Annotated in this window: 18 protein-coding genes; 10 read left to right on the top strand and 8 right to left on the bottom strand. The window is 51.7% G+C overall.

The features are described from left to right. Window positions 1-10: 10 nt before the first annotated feature. On the bottom strand, window positions 11-1,048 hold the full coding sequence (gtdA, locus tag OGV52_RS22505; protein ID WP_287109191.1) for a gentisate 1,2-dioxygenase: 1,038 nt from the start codon (window positions 1,046-1,048) through the stop codon (window positions 11-13). 11 nt (window positions 1,049-1,059) lie between these two features. Next, window positions 1,060-2,418: a 3-hydroxybenzoate transporter MhbT gene (gene mhbT, locus OGV52_RS22500; protein ID WP_181221508.1), complete on the bottom strand. Its 1,359-nt coding sequence runs from the start codon at window positions 2,416-2,418 to the stop codon at window positions 1,060-1,062. Window positions 2,419-2,544: 126 nt separating this feature from the next. Between mhbT and OGV52_RS22495 the strand changes: the two genes are divergently transcribed. The 8 genes from OGV52_RS22495 (at window position 2,545) to preA (ending at window position 9,554) form a co-directional block, all read left to right on the top strand. Beyond that, window positions 2,545-3,453: a LysR substrate-binding domain-containing protein gene (locus OGV52_RS22495; RefSeq protein WP_016153710.1), complete on the top strand. Its 909-nt coding sequence runs from the start codon at window positions 2,545-2,547 to the stop codon at window positions 3,451-3,453. Between the two features lie 131 nt (window positions 3,454-3,584). Then, on the top strand, window positions 3,585-3,983 hold the full coding sequence (locus OGV52_RS22490) for a CidA/LrgA family protein (RefSeq protein WP_016153711.1): 399 nt from the start codon (window positions 3,585-3,587) through the stop codon (window positions 3,981-3,983). Then, a complete protein-coding gene (locus OGV52_RS22485; RefSeq protein ID WP_016153712.1) occupies window positions 3,980-4,675 on the top strand; it encodes a CidB/LrgB family autolysis modulator in 696 nt (231 codons plus the stop codon). The genes OGV52_RS22490 and OGV52_RS22485 overlap by 4 nt, the downstream gene beginning before the upstream one ends. A 148-nt stretch (window positions 4,676-4,823) precedes the next feature. Continuing rightward, a complete protein-coding gene (gene cdd, locus OGV52_RS22480; RefSeq protein WP_287109190.1) occupies window positions 4,824-5,708 on the top strand; it encodes a cytidine deaminase in 885 nt (294 codons plus the stop codon). 181 nt (window positions 5,709-5,889) lie between these two features. Next, a complete protein-coding gene (gene sanA / locus OGV52_RS22475; RefSeq protein ID WP_016153714.1) occupies window positions 5,890-6,609 on the top strand; it encodes an outer membrane permeability protein SanA in 720 nt (239 codons plus the stop codon). Between the two features lie 2 nt (window positions 6,610-6,611). After that, complete coding sequence (locus OGV52_RS22470; protein WP_016153715.1) at window positions 6,612-6,851, top strand: DUF2542 family protein; 240 nt, start codon at window positions 6,612-6,614, stop codon at window positions 6,849-6,851. A gap of 232 nt (window positions 6,852-7,083) precedes the next feature. Continuing rightward, complete coding sequence (locus OGV52_RS22465; protein WP_287109188.1) at window positions 7,084-8,325, top strand: NAD(P)-dependent oxidoreductase; 1,242 nt, start codon at window positions 7,084-7,086, stop codon at window positions 8,323-8,325. Continuing rightward, window positions 8,319-9,554, top strand: coding sequence for an NAD-dependent dihydropyrimidine dehydrogenase subunit PreA (gene preA / locus OGV52_RS22460; protein WP_141875430.1), 1,236 nt, complete (start codon window positions 8,319-8,321; stop codon window positions 9,552-9,554). Before OGV52_RS22465 ends, preA begins: the two co-directional genes overlap by 7 nt. Window positions 9,555-9,611: 57 nt before the next feature. Here preA and mglC read toward each other — a convergent pair whose 3' ends face one another. The 6 genes from mglC to folE all read right to left on the bottom strand — a co-directional run bounded on the left by mglC (window position 9,612) and on the right by folE (window position 16,532). Continuing rightward, window positions 9,612-10,622, bottom strand: coding sequence for a galactose/methyl galactoside ABC transporter permease MglC (gene mglC, locus OGV52_RS22455; RefSeq protein WP_003027393.1), 1,011 nt, complete (start codon window positions 10,620-10,622; stop codon window positions 9,612-9,614). A 15-nt stretch (window positions 10,623-10,637) separates the two neighbouring features. Next, window positions 10,638-12,158, bottom strand: a complete 1,521-nt coding sequence (mglA, locus tag OGV52_RS22450) for a galactose/methyl galactoside ABC transporter ATP-binding protein MglA (protein ID WP_016153718.1) — start codon at window positions 12,156-12,158, stop codon at window positions 10,638-10,640. A gap of 71 nt (window positions 12,159-12,229) precedes the next feature. After that, entirely contained in the window at window positions 12,230-13,228 is a 999-nt protein-coding gene (gene mglB / locus OGV52_RS22445; RefSeq protein WP_016153719.1) for a galactose/glucose ABC transporter substrate-binding protein MglB, read from the bottom strand. Window positions 13,229-13,521: 293 nt separating this feature from the next. Then, window positions 13,522-14,547 (bottom strand): HTH-type transcriptional regulator GalS, encoded by a 1,026-nt coding sequence (galS, locus tag OGV52_RS22440; RefSeq protein ID WP_016153720.1) that lies wholly within the window; start codon window positions 14,545-14,547, stop codon window positions 13,522-13,524. A gap of 144 nt (window positions 14,548-14,691) precedes the next feature. After that, entirely contained in the window at window positions 14,692-15,849 is a 1,158-nt protein-coding gene (yeiB, locus tag OGV52_RS22435; RefSeq protein ID WP_049281981.1) for a DUF418 domain-containing protein YeiB, read from the bottom strand. Window positions 15,850-15,863: 14 nt separating this feature from the next. Next, window positions 15,864-16,532, bottom strand: coding sequence for a GTP cyclohydrolase I FolE (gene folE / locus OGV52_RS22430; RefSeq protein ID WP_003027410.1), 669 nt, complete (start codon window positions 16,530-16,532; stop codon window positions 15,864-15,866). 321 nt (window positions 16,533-16,853) lie between these two features. Here folE and fghA point away from each other — a divergent pair, with 321 nt between their 5' ends. Next, window positions 16,854-17,690: an S-formylglutathione hydrolase gene (gene fghA / locus OGV52_RS22425; protein ID WP_016153722.1), complete on the top strand. Its 837-nt coding sequence runs from the start codon at window positions 16,854-16,856 to the stop codon at window positions 17,688-17,690. Window positions 17,691-18,039: 349 nt separating this feature from the next. Further along, window positions 18,040-20,025: a ligand-gated channel protein gene (locus OGV52_RS22420; RefSeq protein ID WP_016156980.1), complete on the top strand. Its 1,986-nt coding sequence runs from the start codon at window positions 18,040-18,042 to the stop codon at window positions 20,023-20,025.

Genomic DNA, 20,025 nt, shown 5'->3' with positions numbered 1-20,025 from the left:
CTCTCCCAAATTAATAACGTGCTTCACGGAACAACCCCAGCGCTTCCTGAACCGGTCTGTCCGAAAAACTAAATAAGACGGCATCTTCGTGGGCATGGAATGACACGCCGTGCCAGGTTGGCACCACGAAGATATCTTTTGGCGAAAAATTGAAGATCTCGGTGCCGATGGTGACCTGCCCGCTTCCTTCCACCACGTGATAGATAGTGCTGTCGGTGGTACGCGCCATCCGCGAGGAAAAGCCCTTCGGCAACAGTTGTAAAAAGGTCCCCATTGAAGGCATGGGATAACCACCGGTTACCGGGTTGACGTAACGCATCTTGTAACCGTCCCACTCATCGGCGTCACCCATGCGGGTCAGGTCATGCAGCGCTTCACGGCTGCGATCGTAGCGATAGTTGAAAATTGGCGATGAGTTACCCTTCTGATGACGCAGCGGCAGCATATTGGCCGCGTAGCGTGGTAAGTAATCCCCTTCCTTGCGCGTGACCGGTTGCTGATCCTCCGGGTAATCTTCCGCAAAGCCGCAACCCAGCAGATTCACCAGTGGCAGATCCAGACCGTCCAGCCACACCACCGGTTCACTGCCTGGGTTGCCGTGGTCGTGCCAGCGCCACTGTGGCGTCAGAATAAAATCCCCTTCATGCATTTGGGTGCGCTCGCCATCCACCGCGGTAAATGCCCCTTTCCCTTCGACAATAAAGCGCAGCGCAGACTGATTATGCCGGTGACTCGGGGCAACCTCGCCCGGCATGATTAACTGCAATCCGGCGTACAGCGTTGGGGTGATTGAAGACTGTCCGCGCAGCATGGGGTTTTCCAGCACCAGTACGCGACGAATCGCCTCTTTCGCGCCAATCAGATCGCCGCTTTCCAGCAGCAGCGGGCGGATCTCCTGGTAGTTCCAGTACGCAGGAGCACAATGTGCGTTCGGCGTTGGCGGTACCAGGCGGTGCAGCGACTCCCACAGAGGGGTCAGATTCTGCCCGGAAATATGCTGGTAAAACTGCTGACGGCTGTTCTTAACATCCTGATTAAGTTCTGACATAGAGATTCTCCTTATTTGTTCACGATGCCTACGCGTGACAACGCGTCAGGGACAGAGGCCGACTGGCGGATAACAACCGTCAGCAGCATAAGCATCACCGCGCTGATGGCCGCCGGAACGGCAATAATGAAAAACAGGTTATCGAATGAGAAATTCATCGCCATCATCACGCCGCCGGAGAGCGAGCCGACAATCGCGCCGCAGCGGCCAATCGCATTAGACCAGCTGACGCCCGTGGCCCGGCTCTGCGTCGGATAAAGCGTGGCGGTTAAAGCATTCAGGCCCACCTGCGAACCGCTGATGCCGATGCCGGTGCCAAAAATGGCCAGCGCCATCAGCCACAGGCCGTTCTCGCTCAGGCCAATCATGACAATACACACCGCACCCAACGCATAGCTCACTGCCAGCACGCGAAAAGGATTGTATTTATCCATCAGCACTCCCAGCACCAGCGCACCGAGCGTACCGCCAATCTGAAAGGCGGCGGTCACCCATGAGGCATGCTGCAGGTCAATTCCGCGATGGTTAAGCAGCGTTGGCATCCAGCTGGAGAGCAGATAAATAATCAGCAGGCTCATAAAGAACACCACCCATAACATCAGGGTAATGGGCAACTGTTGCCCGACGAACAGCTGGCGAATGCTGCCTTTGGCAATCGCGGCGCCCTCGTTGAGATAAAATTGGGTATTGTCATAACGTTCCCGGGTGATAGCGCTGACGGTTCTGGCAATCACGTTTTGCGGCAACTGACGACGAACCTGCCAGCGCGGGGATTCCGGCAGCGCAAACAGCAGAGCCACAAACAGCATCAGCGGTAGCACGCCTCCCAGCACCAGGATGCCGTTCCAGCCAATAACCGGCACCAGCTGTGCGCTGACAATCCCGCCCATCGCCGAGCCCAGGGTAAAACCGCAGAACATCATGGTGACCAGTGCGCCACGCCGACGCGCTGGCAGGTATTCTGAGGTCATAGTGATAGTATTTGGCATCGCGCCGCCCAGGCCTAACCCGGTAAGGAAGCGCAAAAAAACCAGCGTTTGCAGATCGGGGGAAAAAGCCGAGATCAGGCTCAGTGCGCCGAACAGCGCCACGCAGAGTTCAATCACCCGTTTGCGGCCAAAACGATCCGATAGCGGACCGCAGAGCAGTGCGCCAGCGGTCAGACCCAGCAGGCCTGCGCCAAACAGCGGCGCCAGATCTCCGGCCGTCAGTTGCCAGTGGGTGCGAATGTCGGGCGCGATAAAACCAATAGCCGCGGTATCAAAACCGTCGAGCATGACGACCAAAAAACAGCAAATGATAACGCGCCACTGGGTCTTACCGACGGGGGCGGAATCGATCAGTGCTTGTAGATCACGTTGTTGAGTCATAGTGAATGCCTCAGTGCAGGTAGAGTAGATGTCTGTTTTGTTTTAGGTATGTTGCGACTTTGTATGTTTGGAGATGAAATGTACAATGGCTTTTCATGCAGAGGCATAACCTGGAGGTTATAGCAAATGGCTAACTGGGCGCAGAAACTTAAGTTACACCACCTGCAAACGCTTATTGCGCTGGGCGAACAGGGGAATTTGACTCACGTCGCCCGAATGATGAATATCACCCAGCCAGCGTTGTCAAAATGGTTATCGCAGCTCGAAGATGAGATGGGTATCACACTCTTTGAACGTCATAGCAAAGGCTTACGCCCTTCAGAAGGCGGCAAGCTGCTACTGCAGCATGCCCAACGCCTGATCAATGATATGGAACGTTCACAGTATGAAATCGCCCGTTTTAAGCAGGGAGGCCTGGTAGGGAGTCTGAAGATTGGCTGCTCGCCGGTGGCGACGGACTGCGTTTCACAGGCGATACTGGGTTTGCTCACAGAGCTGCCGACCTTGCATCTTAATATTGAAGAGAAGGTGATGACCCCGCTGTTGCACGATCTGCTCGCGGGTTCGGTGGATGTGGTGGTCGGACGCGTCGGTGGCCGGGCGCTTCAGTTGCCGCTCAATTACCAGGTGCTGTATACCGAGCCGGTCTGTTTCGTCGCGCGCCCCGACCATCCGCTGGCAAAATATCCCCTGCTCACCTGGCATGATCTGGCTAACTGGCGCTGGATTGTCTGGCCGACGGGAACGCCCATCCGGATAAGCATTGACAACGCGCTGGTAGATAACGGCGTCATGCTACCGGAAAACATCATTGAGTCGGCGTCGATAAACGTCAGCACCAACCTGCTGCAAAGTAGCGACATGATCTCTATTCTTTCTCTACGCCTGGCGCAGCGTTATGCCGCCCAGGGACAGCTGGCTATCCTGAATCTGCCGAAGATTGAACAAAAAGGTAGCGTAGGCGTGTTCTGGCGCAACAATGAAACGCCCACGACCGCCCTGAATCGTTTTCTGTATTACCTGGCACAGGTTTAACGTGAACAGTTAGGGCCATCGCCCGATGTTCCAGATATCTATTTCTTCTATGCTTAGAATTCATGATGTGATCGGTAGCACGTTTTGAAGTTTAATTGTATGATGAATCAGTCTCGTCAAGGGTTTCAATTATGAGCAAAGCACTGAACATTATCTGGCAATATTTGCGCGCATTCGTCCTGATTTATGCCTGCCTCTATGCAGGTATTTTTCTTGCATCGCTACTCCCCATCACCATTCCGGGCAGCATTATCGGCATGCTGATTCTGTTTGTCTTACTGGCTTTGCAGGTGCTACCGGCAAAATGGGTTAACCCCGGCTGCTATGTGCTGATTCGCTATATGGCCCTGCTGTTTGTCCCGATTGGCGTGGGGATCATGCAGTACTTTGATCTGCTCCGTGCGCAATTTGGTCCGGTGGTGGTGTCCTGTACCATCAGTACGCTGGTCGTTTTCCTGGTGGTGAGCTGGAGTTCTCACATTGTGCACGGTGAGCGCAAAATCGTTGGGCAAAAAGGGTCTAAAGAATGATGTCGTATATCTGGTGGTCGTTACCCCTTACGCTGGCGGTATTTTTTGGCGCACGTAAGCTGGCTGCACGATTTAAAATGCCTCTATTGAACCCGCTACTGGTCGCCATGGTGGTGATCATTCCCATTCTGATGCTGACCGGAATTCCCTACGATCACTATTTCAAAGGCAGTGAGGTGCTGAACGATTTGCTGCAACCTGCCGTGGTTGCGCTGGCCTATCCGTTATACGAACAGCTGCACCAGATTCGCGCTCGCTGGAAATCAATTATTGCCATCTGCTTTGCGGGGAGCGTTGTGGCGATGGTTACAGGTACAACAATCGCCTTGTTGATGGGCGCATCGCCGCAAATTGCGGCGTCAATCATGCCGAAATCGGTAACCACGCCTATCGCTATGGCAGTGGGAGGCAGTATTGGTGGTATTCCGGCCATCAGCGCCGTGTGCGTCATTTTTGTTGGTATCCTCGGGGCTGTGTTTGGTCATACTTTGCTCAATGCGATGCGTATTCGCACCAAAGCCGCACGTGGACTGGCTATGGGTACCGCTTCGCACGCCCTGGGTACCGCACGCTGTGCAGAGCTGGACTATCAGGAAGGCGCGTTTAGCTCTCTGGCGCTGGTTATTTGCGGCATTATCACCTCGTTGGTCGCCCCATTCCTGTTCCCGATTATTCTGGCCCTGGTCGGTTAACCTTCAATTTTTGGCTAATTATTTGCGATGCGTTGCACATTTTTAATTTAAGTTTCATAAGTTGCATACACAATGAGATTTGGATCACATATAAAGCCGTGACAGGCCCGTAAACTACGATTCCATTACATTGTTATGAGGCATCGCCATGCATCCACGTTTTCAAACTGCTTTTGCCCAACTCGCGGATAACTTGCAATCAGCCCTGGCGCCTGTTCTGGCGGATGCGCATTTCCCCGCCATGCTGACTGCTGAGCAGGTCTCTTTGCTGAAACGCGAATCGGGACTGGACGAAGACGCGCTGGCATTCGCTCTACTGCCGCTGGCTGCGGCCTGCGCGCGTACTCCGCTGTCCAACTTCAACGTTGGGGCAATTTCTCGCGGCATCAGCGGCACCTGGTACTTCGGTGGCAACATGGAGTTCCTGGGGGCGACTATGCAGCAAACCGTTCATGCCGAGCAAAGCGCCATTAGCCATGCCTGGCTGCGCGGTGAAAAAGGGCTCGCCGCCATCACCGTCAACTACACGCCGTGCGGCCACTGTCGCCAGTTTATGAACGAACTGAACAGTGGACTGGATTTACGTATTCATCTGCCGGGACGTGCGCCACACGTGCTGCGCGATTACCTACCAGACGCCTTCGGACCGAAAGATCTGGGGATTAAAACACTGCTGATGGACGATCAGGATCACGGCTTCGCGCTGCAGGGCGATGCGTTGACCCAAGCGGCTATCACCGCCGCCAACAGATGTCATATGCCGTACAGCAACTCCCCAAGCGGCGTGGCGCTGGAATGTAAAGATGGTCGAATTTTTAGCGGTAGCTATGCGGAAAATGCCGCCTTCAACCCGACCCTGCCGCCGCTGCAAGGCGCGTTAAACCTGTTGAACCTTAACGGTTATGACTACCCGGATATCCAGCGTGCTGTGCTGGCTGAAAAAGCCGATGCGCCGTTGATTCAGTGGGATGCGACCTCCGCTACCCTGAAAGCGCTGGGCTGCAATAATATTGAGCGCGTGCTGCTCGGTTAATTGCCTGGCGCTACGCTTATCTGGCCTACAATCGCTCCAGGTTGTCGGCCAGATTTGCTGTTGCTACCATCCAACAGGGCCGTTTTGCTGAAAATCCCCTCAATCAGATTGCTGTTTCTTGCGCTACGTCTTCCGGTACAGTAGCCTGATTGAAATTCCATCCAAATAACGAGTTTTCTGCATGTTAAAGCGCGTGTTTTACAGCCTGTTAGTCCTGGTAGGCTTGCTGCTTTTGACTGTGCTTGGGCTCGACAGGTGGATGAGCTGGAAGACCGCTCCTTACATCTACGACGAATTGCAGGATTTACCCTACCGCCAGGTCGGTGTGGTCCTGGGCACGGCGAAATACTATCGCACCGGCGTCATCAACCAGTATTACCGCTACCGCATTCAGGGCGCATTGAACGCCTATAACAGTGGAAAGGTAAACTATCTGCTGCTGAGCGGCGACAACGCACAACAAAGCTACAACGAACCCATGACGATGCGTAAGGATCTGATTGCCGCCGGCGTCGATCCCGCTGACATCGTGCTTGATTACGCCGGGTTCCGGACGCTCGATTCAATTGTACGAACCCGCAAGGTGTTCGATACCAACGATTTCATCATTATTACTCAGCGATTCCACTGTGAGCGCGCCTTGTTTATTGCGCTGCATATGGGCATCCAGGCCCAGTGCTATGCGGTGCCCTCACCAAAAGATATGCTCACCGTGCGGGTACGTGAATTTGGCGCCCGCTTTGGCGCACTGGCCGATCTCTATATTTTCAAACGTGAACCCCGCTTTTTAGGCCCGCTGGTGCCCATCCCTACCATGCATCAGGTACCGGACGATGCACAGGGATATCCGGCGGTCACGCCTGAACAACTACTCGAATTACAAAAGAAACAAGGAAAATAAGCATGGATGTACAAACCCTTTTCGTCGTGTTGGCCTTTCTGCTCATTCCCGTATTTTGTTTTCGCGAAGCATGGAAAGGCTGGCGCTCTGGGGCCGTAGATAAAATTAAAAAGAATGCGCGCGAACCGGTTTACGCTTATCGCAATCAAGAGCCCCTGCAATTTTGGTCTTATGTGCTGGTTTATGCCGGGTGCGGATGTTTATCCTTCGGGATGGTTATTTACTTAGTCTTTTATCGCTAAAGAATTTTCCTTTATATTAGCATTTGAGAATAGCTAATATTTTGATAATAGTTACCATTTCAATGTAAGGGATTAATGCTGCCCGCCAGCATTTCCCTCAGACTATCTTCTATTTGTGAATCCTTTCACAGAATACTCTTCCTGCAGTGCTTAGCCTTAAGAATAGCCTTCACTTTTTATATTTTGTTATTAACGGTTTGCCTTAATTTACTCAAGCATTAAGGAAGAAAATATGCCACAACAAAATTATCTGGATGAGCTCACGCCTGCTTTTACCCCATTATTAGCAATAAAAGAGGCTTCTCGCTGTTTATTATGTCACGACGCCCCCTGTAGTCATGATTGCCCGGCGCAAACAGACCCAGGGAAATTTATTCGCTCTATTTATTTTCGTAATTTTAAAGGCGCTGCCGAAACTATCCGCGAAAATAATGCGCTCGGTGCGGTGTGCGCCCGGGTTTGCCCAACCGAAAAATTATGCCAGCGCGGATGTACGCGCTCAGGAATTGATAAACCTATCGATATTGCACGTCTGCAACGCTTTATTACCGATTTTGAACAGCAGACCGCAATGAAAATCTATCAGCCGGCAACAAAAACGCTCGGCAAGGTAGCTATCATCGGGGCGGGTCCGACAGGGTTACAGGCCAGCGTAACGCTAAGTAATCTTGGTTATGATGTCACAATCTTCGAAAAACAGGCCCAGCCAGGTGGCTGGTTGCGTTATGGCATTCCAGAGTTTCGTCTGCCGCAGGCAGTTTTGGATCTTGAAATTGCCCGTATCGTTGAAATGGGTGTGACCATCAAGTGCAATTGTGAAGTCGGCAATGCCCTTTCCGTTGAGCAACTCAAAGCAGAATACCGCGCCGTACTGGTTACCGTAGGGATGTCTTACGGTTCAACGTTGCCTCTGTTTGAGAGGGCGAATCACGTCGAAATCGCCGTCGATTTTCTGCAACGAGCCCGGCAATCCAACGGCGATATTACCGTCGCACAAAGTGCATTAATCATCGGCGGTGGCGACGTGGCGATGGATGTCGCCAGTACGTTGAAGCTGCGGGGCTGCCCGTCAGTCACCTGTGTCGCGCGTGAAGAACTCGCCGACTTCCCGGCCAGCGACAAAGAATTCAGCAGCACACAGGCTTTAGGGGTGTCGATAATTGACGGCTTCACGCCCGTGGCGGTTAGCGGAAATCGAGTCACCTTTAAGCACGTACGCCTGCCAGGAGAACTCACGCTTGAAGCCGAACAGATTATTCTCGCCGTCGGCCAACATGCTCAGCTTGATAATTTCGCCGCGTTAAAGCCACAGCGAAATCTTATCGATACGCACAATTATCAAACCGCCGATCCGGCTCTGTTTGCTGCGGGCGATATTGTTAAAGGCGATAAAACCGTTGTTTACGCCGTGAAAACGGGAAAAGAAGCCGCTCAGGCCATTCATCACTATTTAGAGGGAGCTTGCTCATGTTAACGAAAGATCTTTCTATTACTTTTTGCGGCGTCAAATTCCCCAACCCGTTCTGCCTCTCTTCCTCTCCGGTGGGCAACTGCTATGAAATGTGCGCCAAAGCCTATGATAGCGGCTGGGGTGGCATTGTTTTTAAAACGATCGGGTTCTTTATTGCTAATGAAGTCTCCCCACGCTTTGACCATCTCACCAAAGAAGATACCGGCTTTATTGGCTTCAAAAACATGGAACAAATTGCCGAGCATCCGTTGGAGGAGAATCTGGCCGCAATTCGCCGACTGAAACAGGACTACCCGGACAAAGTCCTGATTGCGTCGATTATGGGGGAAAATGAGCAGCAATGGCAGGAACTGGCCCGCCTGGTTGAAGACGCGGGTGCAGACATGATCGAGTGTAACTTCTCGTGCCCGCAAATGACCTCACATGCCATGGGTAGCGATGTCGGGCAAAGCCCTGAGCTGGTTGAAAAGTATTGTCGGGCCGTTAAACGCGGCTCGTCCCTGCCGATGCTGGCGAAAATGACACCGAACATTGGTGATATGTGTGAGGTGGCTCTGGCGGCAAAACACGGAGGTGCCGACGGTATCGCGACCATCAATACGGTTAAATCCATCACGAATATCGATCTGAACCGAAAAATCGGGATGCCGGTCGTCAACGGTAAATCCAGTATTTCCGGCTACTCCGGCAAGGCCGTTAAACCTATTGCTTTGCGATTTATCCAACAACTGCGCATGCACCCTGAACTGCGCGATTTCCCGATTAGCGGCATCGGGGGAATTGAGACCTGGGAAGATGCCGCCGAGTTTTTACTGTTAGGCGCGGCCACGCTGCAGGTGACCACCGGGATCATGCAGTATGGCTACCGGATTGTGGAGGACATGACCAGCGGGCTGTCACATTACCTCGCCGATCAAGGGATTGACTCACTGGAGGAGATGGTTGGTCTTGCCAATGCCAATATCATCCCCGCGGAGGATCTTGACCGAAGCTACATCGTCTACCCGAACATCCATCTTGATAAATGCGTTGGCTGTGGCCGCTGCTACATCTCCTGTTATGACGGTGGACATCAGGCGATGGAATGGAATGAGGAAACCCGCACACCGTACTGCAACACAGAAAAATGTGTGGGATGCCTGCTGTGTGGTCACGTTTGCCCGGTAGCCTGTATTGAGCTGGGTGAGGTGAAATTTAAATCTGGTGAGAAAGAGCATGCGTTAACGTTGTAACGCTGACAAAAAAGCCCGGTACAGATTACGCTGCACCGGGCTTTTTGCAGTATACGATTACTTCTTACGCGCGTACTTCAGTGAGTCCAGCGCGACCGCGAAGATGATAATGCCGCCCTTGATAATGTACTGCCAGTAAGGGTTCACGCCAATGTAGGTCAGACCGTAGTTGATGACGGTGAAGATAATCACACCGGTCACCACGCCAAACACGGTCCCTACCCCGCCGCTGAACGACACGCCGCCAACCACGCACGCCGCAATCGCATCCAGCTCATACATAAAGCCGAGGTTGTTAGTCGCCGAGCCGATACGCCCGGCTTCGAGCAAACCACCGAAGGCATAAAACACGCCAGACAACGCATAGATGATCAGCAGGTTCAGCGCAACGTTGACCCCGGACACTTTCGCGGCTTCAGGGTTTCCGCCGATGGCGAAAATGTTTTTACCGAAGCGGGTCTTGTTCCACAGCACCCAGACAAACGCCACCGCAATCAGCGCATAGAAGGTGATGTAGGAGAGGCGGAAACTACCCAGCGCAATAAAGCCCTGCGCGAAGGTGGAGAATCCGCTGTCAAAGCCAGAAATTGGTGATGCGCCGACAAAGTCGTAGTACAGGGAGTTGATCCCGTAAACGATGATCATCGTACCCAGGGTGGTAATAAACGGCGTCACATTCAGATAAGCAATGATAATACCGTTCACCAGACCGATAATGGCGCCAATCACGCAAACAATCAGCACGACTACGATGATTGGCATTGTAGCCATTTCCGGGAACACCTTGTTGGCGTTCTCCATCGACTGTAGCAAGGTTGCCGCCACGACTGCCGCCAGGCCAACCTGACGTCCCGCCGACAGATCTGTCCCTTGGGTAACAATCAGCCCGGCCACACCCAATGCGATAATAATACGCACCGAGGATTGCGTCAGAATATTACTCAGGTTCAGTAAGCTTAAGAAAGTGGGATCCTGGAAAATAATAATCGCCAGCAAAACCAAAAGAACAACGTAAATTCCGCCTTCTTTCAGATAAGTAAGAAAACTTTTCTTATTTAACGCACTCATGAGGAGCCCCTAATCTTAAAGGTGCAAAGACGCAAGACGGAGGATTTCGTTTTGCGTTGTTGTTTTAGTGTCAACAATTCCGGCAACGAGACCATTGCTCATCACCAGAATACGATCGGTAATTCCTAGCAGCTCCGGCATTTCAGAGGAAATAATAATAATCCCCTTATCCTTTTTCGCGAGTTCGGCAATCAGCTGATAAATTTCAAATTTCGCGCCAACATCGATACCACGCGTGGGTTCATCTAACATCAGGATTTCTGGCTGCGTTAATAACCAGCGACCAATAACCACCTTTTGCTGATTACCACCGGACAGTGAACCGATTTGTGTACGATGGCCCGGCGTTTTCACCCTCATTGAGTCAATTACCCACTGGGTATCACTCTTCATGCGGGAATTATCCAGCAGACCGACTTTGTTTTTATAGTTTTGGATATTGGAGATTAACGAGTTAAAACCAATATCCAGATACGCGTAAATACCGGTTGAGCGGCGCTCTTCCGTGACCAGCGCAAAACCATGGTTAATGGCCTCATTTGCGCTGTGGTTATTAATCTTTTTGCCGTGTAGCGTAATCGTACCCGATGATTTCTCACGAATACCAAAAAGCGTTTCAACGATATCAGTACGTTTTGCGCCGACCAGCCCGGCAATCCCGAGAATTTCCCCTTTGTGCAAATCAAACGAGATATCACGAATCGATGGCTGACGCAGCGAGGTCAGGTTACGCACTTGCAGAATGACTTCACCGGGTTTGTTTTCTTTATCCGGAAAACGTTGGTTCAGTGAACGGCCGACCATCATGGAGATGATCTTATCCATATCCAGCCCTTCCAGCGGCTGGGTCGCAATCCACTGGCCATCGCGCAGCACGGTAATTTCATCGCATAGCTGGAAGATTTCTTCCATCTTGTGAGAAATATAAACAATACCGCATCCACGCTCTTTCAGCTTACGGATAATGGTAAACAGATGATTAACTTCTTTCTCGGTTAACGATGACGTTGGCTCATCCATGATGACGATTTTTGCGTCATAGGAGAACGCTTTCGCAATTTCAATCATCTGCATTTGAGAAACGGATAATGTACCAACACGCGCACGCGGATCGATATCAATATCCAGCTCATCAAATATCGCTTTGGTATCGCGGTACATTTTGTCCTGATCGACAAACATGCCTTTGGTGGGATAGCGTCCCAGCCACATGTTATCCATCACAGAACGTTGTAATACCAGGTTTAATTCCTGGTGTACCATCGAAATACCATTTTCAAGCGCTTCTTTAGCAGAATGAAAATCGATTTCTTTACCCTGAAATAAAATACTACCGGAATCTTTTTGATAGATACCGAAAAGACATTTCAATAATGTTGATTTCCCCGCGCCATTCTCCCCCATTAAGGCATGAATGGAATGTGGGCGGACTTTTAAATTGACATTATCAAGAGCCTTAACGCCGGGGAAGGACTTGTTGATGCCGGTCATTTCCAACAAGTATTCGCCTGACGACTGAGTATGTGTGCTGACCATAATTATACCTTGTTGGCCTTGCAGAGTGCGTTATTAAGGGCGCAATGACATTGCGCCCAAAGACGGAGTATTTACTTATTGGTAAACTCTGCCAGATTATCTTTATCGACACCTACGTACGGAACGCGAACAATTTTGTTCTCAATTTTCCAGTTAGTGCCATCTGCCGCACCTTTGCCGTCAGCCAGGTTTTTCGCCAGATCGAAGGTGGCTTTCGCCTGGTTGTTGGCGTCGTTCAGCACGGTACCAGCCATTGCGCCAGATTTCACCAGAGCCAGCGCTTCAGGCAGCGCATCCACACCAAATACCGGTACGCTGGTTTTGTTGTGCGCTTTCAGTGCTTCAACTGCGCCCATTGCCATCGCATCGTTGTTTGCGATAACCACTTCGATTTTGTTGGCGTTCGGACCGGACATCCACGCATCCATTTTATCTTTTGCCTGAGCGGTATCCCACATTGCAGTATCTAACTGCAGTTGCTCAGTTTTAATGCCTTTATCGTTCAGCTCTTTAATCACGTAAGTGGTACGTGCTTCAGCGTCCGGGTGTCCCGGTTCGCCTTTCAGCAGAACAAACTGAATTTTGCCGTCTTTGTTCAGGTCCCAGTTCGGGTTCGCTGCCCAGTGTTTGGCGATCAAATCACCCTGAATAATACCGGACTCTTTAGAGTCGGTACCGACGTAAAACGCTTTGTCATAGCTGTCCAGCGCCTTACGAGAAGGTTCTTTGTTAAAGAACACGATCGGTACGTTTTGCCCGCGTGCTTTTTCAATGACCGTGCCTGCCGCTGCCGGGTCAACCAGGTTAATCGCCAGTGCTTTAACGCCTTTTGCCAGCAGCACGTCGATCTGGTCGTTTTGTTTGGACTGGTCGTTCTGCGAGTCATTCATCAGCAACTGTACATCTGGCGCCGCTTTGGCATCTTTTTCAATAGCCTTACGTACTACAGACATAAAGTTATCGTCATACTTATAGATAGTCACACCAATGCGGGTATCAGCAGCGTGCGCAGCCGCGCCGAATAACATGCTTGCCATTACAGCAGACAGGGTCAACACCTTCTTATTCATGGTATCTCCGGTTTTATTATGCAGGGTAGTACTTGAGATAAATGCTCGGCAGGCAGAACGTTACTGAAGTGTTACTGAACGCCGAAGCTCACTTTTAAAAAATATTTCTTCCGTGTCTGGCAACGCTCCAAAAACAGGCTTTAATTTTTGTTTAAGGCACCTTTACCTCGGTGAAAGTGATTATTCACCGTTACATAGTAGTTACAGCGCAACAAACAGTGTCATCATAGCTATCGCATTGTTAATATACTGTGAATTTACTCACATATTGAAAGCGGTTACATCGCGCAGCGTTATGAGTTAGTGATCGGTGCCGCATTCTGCCGTAGCGCCACTGAATGGCGACGCACCAGCGTCGGCATAAAGCAATGCGTCGCCTCCGGGTCTAACGTGCCTGCAGCCCCCTGCAGCGCAAGCTCCGTCGCCATTTTTGCCATGGAGGCAATGGGATAGCGTACGGTGGTCAGTTGCGGATCGGTGTAACGCGCGATAGGAATATCATCAAAGCCAATGATAGAAAGGTGTAATGGAATAGCGATGCCGTTGTCTTTTAGCGCGGTCAGCGCGCCGGCAGCCATATTGTCGTTATAGGCGAAAACTGCCGTCAGTTGTAAGTTACGTCCCAGCAGTTCTACCATCGCAGACTCTCCGCCCTGCATATCGGGCGAACCGGTGCCGACCCAACTTTCTGCCGCAACAATCCCCTGCTCTTTCAGGGCTGTTAACCACCCTTCTTTGCGCATGGTGTCATCTTCAATGCGATGGCTTGACGCCAGATAACCGATGCGTTGATGACCATTATTCAGCAGCATTCGGGTCGCCATTTTGGCACCGCTGATGTTATCCAGACAGACGCAGCGGTGGGCGTACCCCGGCACCAGACGGTTGATCAGCACCATGCCGGGGATCTGATCCATAAACTCGGCGAGTTCCCGATCGCTCAGTGCTTTAGAGTGTACAATCAGTGCGTTACAGCGCTGACGAATCAACACCTCAATGGCATGACGTTCTTTTTCAGCCTCATGATAGCTGTTGCCAATCAGGACATACTTCTGATGCTGCTGGGCAACCATATCCACGGCTTTTACCAGCGCGCCAAAAAAGGCGTCTGATACATCCATGACCACAACACCAATCGTGTCGCTCACCTGCGTCGCCAGCGCTTGCGCGTTGGCATTAGGTCGATAGCCCAGCAGAGTAACTGCCTTCATTACCGCTTCACGCGTATCGGGACTCACCAGCGCACTGTTGTTCAGTACGCGGGAAACGGTGGCTACAGAAACGCCAGACTGTCGTGCCACATCACGTATGGTGATCATATTCACTGCCCTGTTTTAGATTGCGGTTGCCCGCAGACACCCCAGGCTGGGTATTTTGTCAGCACAACGAAACGCACTGCGTGAGAGATGTCACAGGAATGAAAGCGCTTACATCCGTTTTGTTAATGAATGTGATCCAGATCGTTATCTGGATGTACGCGGCAATGATGTCCCCGCAGCACGCAGGGTTAATTGACGCCACAGCCATTCCACCGGGCCCTGGCGGTAAAAACGTAGCCATATGACGGAGAAAAGTAGGTTAACGGCCCAAACCGGAATGACGAAATACAGCAGCTCCAGTCGGTCAAATTTCATAAATAAGCCGACCTGGTAAAACAGCGCGGTGCAGATTAAGGTTTGTAACAGATAGTTAGTTAATGCCATGCGCCCCACACAGGCGATGGCAATGACCCATTTTAAGCGGCTAAGCTGCGGCCAGAAGCCGAACATCAGCGCGGCGTAACCGATGGTTTGCAACGGCGCGCCCAGCTCTCGCGGGGCTTGTAGCAAGAAGGCACACCAGCGATATGCCCAGTTCAGATGCCACTGAGCGACGATAGCAGGCAGGTTAATCGCCATCCCGAGAATGACCAGCAGTACACCGGTGCGTCGGTAATGCTGTAAGCTGTACTGCCCTTTTAACCAACCGCTGCGCATCAATGCCGCGCCGAGCAGCATCATCCCCGCCAGTTGCCAGCCGTACTGTGCGCCCAGCGCCAGCAAGCTATTGGACATCATATCCACGCGATTGCTGACGGCTTCCATTCCACCGTTTATTTTCCAGTATTTTTCATACAGCAACGCTGAGGCATCCGGCGTCCAGGCACGACTGGTTTCACTCCCGGAGATTACCCCCAGCAGCAGCAATACGCCAACGCCCACCAGATAAAGCAGTACGCCGGTGTTAAATAAGCTTTTTACCGACGGCGCATCACGGATCAACCGCCAACAAATCAGGCCGATTAAGCCATATGCCAGCAGGATATCGCCATCCCAGAAGAGTAAACCGTGAATAAAACCCAATAGAACCAGCAGCGTAAGCCGCGACTGGATCCAGCGTTTGCCGCGCGGGAGCAGCATTTGCAGACCGGCACCGAACAGCAGCGCAAACAGCGTGAGGAATTTTACCTGCGCAAAGAGATCGAGCAGCGCCCAGGTCCAGGCGTCGGATAAGGTGATGTTGCCATACCACGCGGGATTGAGGTATGCCGCCTTTGGCAGGCCAAAGGCGCTAATATTGAGAAGCAGGATACCAAGAATGGCGACGCCACGAATAAAATCCAGCGTGACATTACGCTCCATGGTCCCTGCCCTAATCAGTTGTGATGACGTACTGCGCGCAGGAATTCCTGACGCGTGTTCTGGCTGGACTTAAACAATCCGCCAAGAGAAGTGGTCGTGGTCGCACTGGTCGCATCGCGAATGCCACGCGCTTTCACACAGTAATGTACCGCATCAATCGACACCGCCACATTATTCGTCCCGAGCAGCGTTTGCAGCGCGGTGAGAATTTGCTGGGTGAGACGTTCCTGTACCTGCGGACGCTGTGCGAAAAACTGCACAATGCGGTTAATCTTCGACAGACCAATAACCGAATCTTTCGGGATATACGCCACCGTCGCTTTGCCATCGATAGTAACAAAGTGGTGTTCGCAGGTGCTGGTCAGCGTGATATCGCGGACCGTGACCATCTCGTCCACCTTCATTTTGTTTTCAATGACGGTAATTTTCGGGAAGTTGGCGTAGTCGAGGCCGGAGAAAATCTCATCGACATACATTTTCGCAATGCGATGCGGAGTTTCCATCAAACTGTCATCGCTCAAATCGAGATTGAGCAACTGCATAATCTCGGTCATATGGCCCGAGATAAGACGTTTGCGCGTTTCGTTATCCATCTCTTGCACGGGCGGGCGTAGTGGCGTTTCAAGACCACGCGCGACCAGCGCTTCATGAACCAGGGCCGCTTCTTTACTGAGTGATGACATTTCTTCTTCTCCTGCAGGTGGGGCGCCTCTGCCCTGCATGGGGCAAAGTTTTTAGGCTGTGTCACAGCCAGAACATTGTGCGTGAGGCGGCGCACATAATCCAGTATTCACCGCGATAATTATTGAAATTGGCACAGCCTTTCAGCGTAGCGATTTCACTTGTCGTTCTACCCGGCGACGTCGAGTGTTAATGTAAAGTTATATAGATGATGAAGTATGTTTGCTCAATGCGGAAGTGAAAGTTGCTCACAGTGCCATGAATAATCTGTATTATGGTGAGTTCGCAAACATATTCAGGTTCAACACAACAAGGAGCCCCGCATGGAAATGCTTGAAGAGCACCGCTGTTTTGAAGGCTGGCAGCAACGCTGGCGTCACGACTCCGCCACGTTAAATTGCACCATGACCTTCAGTATTTTTCTTCCTCCCCCGCGCGATAACACCCCGCCTCCGGTGCTGTACTGGCTGTCGGGTCTGACATGCAATGATGAAAACTTCACGACTAAAGCCGGCGCACAACGCATCGCGGCTGAGCTGGGCATTGTACTGGTGATGCCGGACACCAGTCCGCGCGGCGAGCAGGTTGCCAATGATGATGGCTACGATTTAGGCCAGGGGGCGGGATTTTACCTCAATGCTACCCAACAGCCATGGGCAACGCATTTTCGCATGTATGACTATCTGCGTGATGAGCTGCCGGCACTGATTCAATCGCAGTTTAACGTCAGCGATCGCTGCGCCATCAGTGGACACTCCATGGGCGGTCACGGCGCATTGATTATGGCGCTGAAAAATCCCGGGAAATACACCAGCATTTCCGCCTTTGCGCCGATCGTAAATCCTTGCCGCGTTCCGTGGGGGGAGAAGGCTTTTAGCGCGTATCTGGGTGAAGATAAATCACAGTGGGCCGCGTGGGACAGCTGCGAGTTAATGTTGGCCAGCAAGCCCGCAGACGCGATTCCGACGCTTATTGATCAGGGAGACAGCGATCAGTTTCTCGCCGATCAGCTGCAACCCGCGGTGCTGGCCGAAACGGCCCGTCAAACCGCATGGCCAATGACGCTACGCATCCAGCCCGGTTACGACCATAGCTATTACTTTATTGCGTCGTTTATTGAGGATCACCTGCGCTTCCACGCCCAGTATTTGTTGAAGTAACGCCTGAGTGAGGGCGCCAGCCCTCTTCATTTCTCCATCATTCCTTCACTTTTTCTCCTTTTTTCTTTCTCCACTATCCTATTGATTTAAAAAGCATTACCCTCAAAACAAGATCAAACACAAATGATTTCGATTATCATTTGTGTTTACAAACATTCATACTTTTGTACAATCCATTCGCTTCTTTACAGACAAGAGTCCTTAAAAGACAAATACATACAATTGTCATGGCCTTTCACATGACGCGCTGATCGTTGCCCTAAATAATTCGAGTTGTATGAACGCGCGTAGCCAACGCATCTGCAACTTGAAGTATGCCGGGTAAATTCATTTAAATGGAATGATACAAATGACTATACCTCACGTTAAGGCTGTAGCTGCCGCAGTATGCGTCGCCAGTCTCCCATCACTCGGGCATGCCGCTGAACAAGACACCGTGGTGGTTACCGCCACCGGCTTCGAACAGAAAATTCAGGACGCTCCCGCTTCGATATCTGTTATTACCAAGCAGCAGATTGAGGACAAAGCCTATCGCGATGTTACCGATGCGCTAAAAGATGTCCCTGGCGTCGTCGTCACCGGCGGGGGTAGCAGCAGCGATATCAGTATTCGTGGTATGGCTTCGCAATACACGCTCTTCCTGGTCAACGGTAAACGCATCAGCACACGCGGCACACGTCCTAACAGCGACAACTCAGGTATTGAGCAAGGTTGGCTGCCGCCGCTGGAATCCATCGAGCGTATCGAGGTAATCCGTGGCCCAATGTCATCTCTGTACGGCTCCGATGCGATGGGCGGCGTCATCAACGTCATCACCAAGAAAGTGTCGAATACCAAAGCCTGGACCGGCTCTCTGCACGGCGATGCCACTTTCCAGGAAGACAGAGACTCCGGCGATATTTATCAGACCAACGCCTATGCGTCTGGGCCACTGATTGACGGATTACTCGGCGCAAAAGTGACCGGATTATTCTCTCATCGGGCGGAGGACAAAATCCTCAATGGCTACAATGAACAGCGTATGCGTAACGGGGGCTTAACCCTGAACTTTACGCCAGATGATAAAAATGACATCGACTTCGATTACGCACGTGAACTGCAGGATCGCGACAGTACGCCAGGCAAATCCATGGCCGAGGAAAGCTGCCGCAACGGAAGCTGCAAGCCCAACAGTAAAAGCGAAAACAAGTATGTGCACACAACGTATTCACTAACCCACAGCGGTTATTACGACGACTTCAACTCCACCAGCTATGTCCAGCAGGAAGAGACCGAAAACCCAGGTCGCCAGATGAAGTCCTACAACACGATTTTCAATAACCAGAACCAGGTCTTCCTTGGGGCGCACACCCTGACGTTGGGCGGGCAATACCGTTATGAAAAACTGAGTGATAACGGCAACCAGCTGCAAGCTGCTGATGGACTGAACAAACTGACCCGCTGGAGCTGGGCGCTGTTTGCTGAAGATGAGTGGGCCGTTACCGATACCTTCACGCTGACTGGCGGTCTGCGTATGGATAAAGATGAAAACTACGGCGACAACTGGACGCCGCGCGGTTATGGCGTATGGCATCTGAGCGATCAATGGACCTTAAAAGGCGGCGTTTCAGCGGGCTATCGCGCACCGGATCTGCGCCAGTCGTCTGCCAGTTGGGGACAGGTCACCGGCGGCGGTAGACTGAACGGCATCATTGTCGGCAACCCGGACCTGAAGCCGGAGAAAAGCCTCAGCGAAGAGATCGGTTTACTGTGGGATAACGGCAACGATCTCAACGCGGGCGTCACGCTGTTCAATACTGACTTCAAAGACAAAATCACCGAAGTGCGCCGCTGTAACAGCAGCTCCGATCCGGCCTGTACCATCGGCAATACCCACTATGACTTCGTCAGCGATCGCGTTAACGTCGATAAAGCCAATATGCGCGGCGTAGAATCCACTTTCGGCTGGAAGATGACTTCCGACATCAACTGGACGGCGAACTACACTTACACGGAATCTGAACAGAAAAGCGGTCAGTTCTCCGGTCAGCCATTGAACAAAATGCCAAAGCATATGTTCAACACCACGCTGGACTGGCAGGCCACGCAGGATCTCGGTTTCTGGAGCCGTCTGAATCTGCGCGGGAAAACGTCTGAATACCTGAGCCGTACCTCCATGGCGCAGGGCACCCCGTCCTATACTCAGGTCGATGTTGGTTTGCGCTATTATGCAAACAAAGATCTGCTGATGACCGCTGGCGTGTATAACGTGCTGGATAAGCAAATCGATTACGATACCTACGACACTGTTCTCGATGGTCGTCGTTACACGGTTGGCCTGACTTACAGCTTCTAA

The sequence above is a fragment of the Citrobacter sp. Cb041 genome (assembly GCF_030336655.1).
Taxonomy (GTDB): Bacteria; Pseudomonadota; Gammaproteobacteria; order Enterobacterales; family Enterobacteriaceae; genus Citrobacter; species Citrobacter braakii.
Note: the sequence above shows the minus strand (reverse complement) of the source record. Positions and strands in the feature narration are given on the sequence as shown.

Excerpts from the sequence above, each read along its gene's own strand:
- gtdA (WP_287109191.1), bottom strand. The coding sequence starts at position 1,048 with ATGTCAGAACTTAATCAGGATGTTAAGAACAGCCGTCAGCAGTTTTAC.
- mhbT (WP_181221508.1), bottom strand. The coding sequence starts at position 2,418 with ATGACTCAACAACGTGATCTACAAGCACTGATCGATTCCGCCCCCGTC.
- OGV52_RS22495 (WP_016153710.1), top strand. The coding sequence starts at position 2,545 with ATGGCTAACTGGGCGCAGAAACTTAAGTTACACCACCTGCAAACGCTT.
- OGV52_RS22490 (WP_016153711.1), top strand. The coding sequence starts at position 3,585 with ATGAGCAAAGCACTGAACATTATCTGGCAATATTTGCGCGCATTCGTC.
- OGV52_RS22485 (WP_016153712.1), top strand. The coding sequence starts at position 3,980 with ATGATGTCGTATATCTGGTGGTCGTTACCCCTTACGCTGGCGGTATTT.
- cdd (WP_287109190.1), top strand. The coding sequence starts at position 4,824 with ATGCATCCACGTTTTCAAACTGCTTTTGCCCAACTCGCGGATAACTTG.
- sanA (WP_016153714.1), top strand. The coding sequence starts at position 5,890 with ATGTTAAAGCGCGTGTTTTACAGCCTGTTAGTCCTGGTAGGCTTGCTG.
- OGV52_RS22470 (WP_016153715.1), top strand. The coding sequence starts at position 6,612 with ATGGATGTACAAACCCTTTTCGTCGTGTTGGCCTTTCTGCTCATTCCC.
- OGV52_RS22465 (WP_287109188.1), top strand. The coding sequence starts at position 7,084 with ATGCCACAACAAAATTATCTGGATGAGCTCACGCCTGCTTTTACCCCA.
- preA (WP_141875430.1), top strand. The coding sequence starts at position 8,319 with ATGTTAACGAAAGATCTTTCTATTACTTTTTGCGGCGTCAAATTCCCC.
- mglC (WP_003027393.1), bottom strand. The coding sequence starts at position 10,622 with ATGAGTGCGTTAAATAAGAAAAGTTTTCTTACTTATCTGAAAGAAGGC.
- mglA (WP_016153718.1), bottom strand. The coding sequence starts at position 12,158 with ATGGTCAGCACACATACTCAGTCGTCAGGCGAATACTTGTTGGAAATG.
- mglB (WP_016153719.1), bottom strand. The coding sequence starts at position 13,228 with ATGAATAAGAAGGTGTTGACCCTGTCTGCTGTAATGGCAAGCATGTTA.
- galS (WP_016153720.1), bottom strand. The coding sequence starts at position 14,547 with ATGATCACCATACGTGATGTGGCACGACAGTCTGGCGTTTCTGTAGCC.
- yeiB (WP_049281981.1), bottom strand. The coding sequence starts at position 15,849 with ATGGAGCGTAATGTCACGCTGGATTTTATTCGTGGCGTCGCCATTCTT.
- folE (WP_003027410.1), bottom strand. The coding sequence starts at position 16,532 with ATGTCATCACTCAGTAAAGAAGCGGCCCTGGTTCATGAAGCGCTGGTC.
- fghA (WP_016153722.1), top strand. The coding sequence starts at position 16,854 with ATGGAAATGCTTGAAGAGCACCGCTGTTTTGAAGGCTGGCAGCAACGC.
- OGV52_RS22420 (WP_016156980.1), top strand. The coding sequence starts at position 18,040 with ATGACTATACCTCACGTTAAGGCTGTAGCTGCCGCAGTATGCGTCGCC.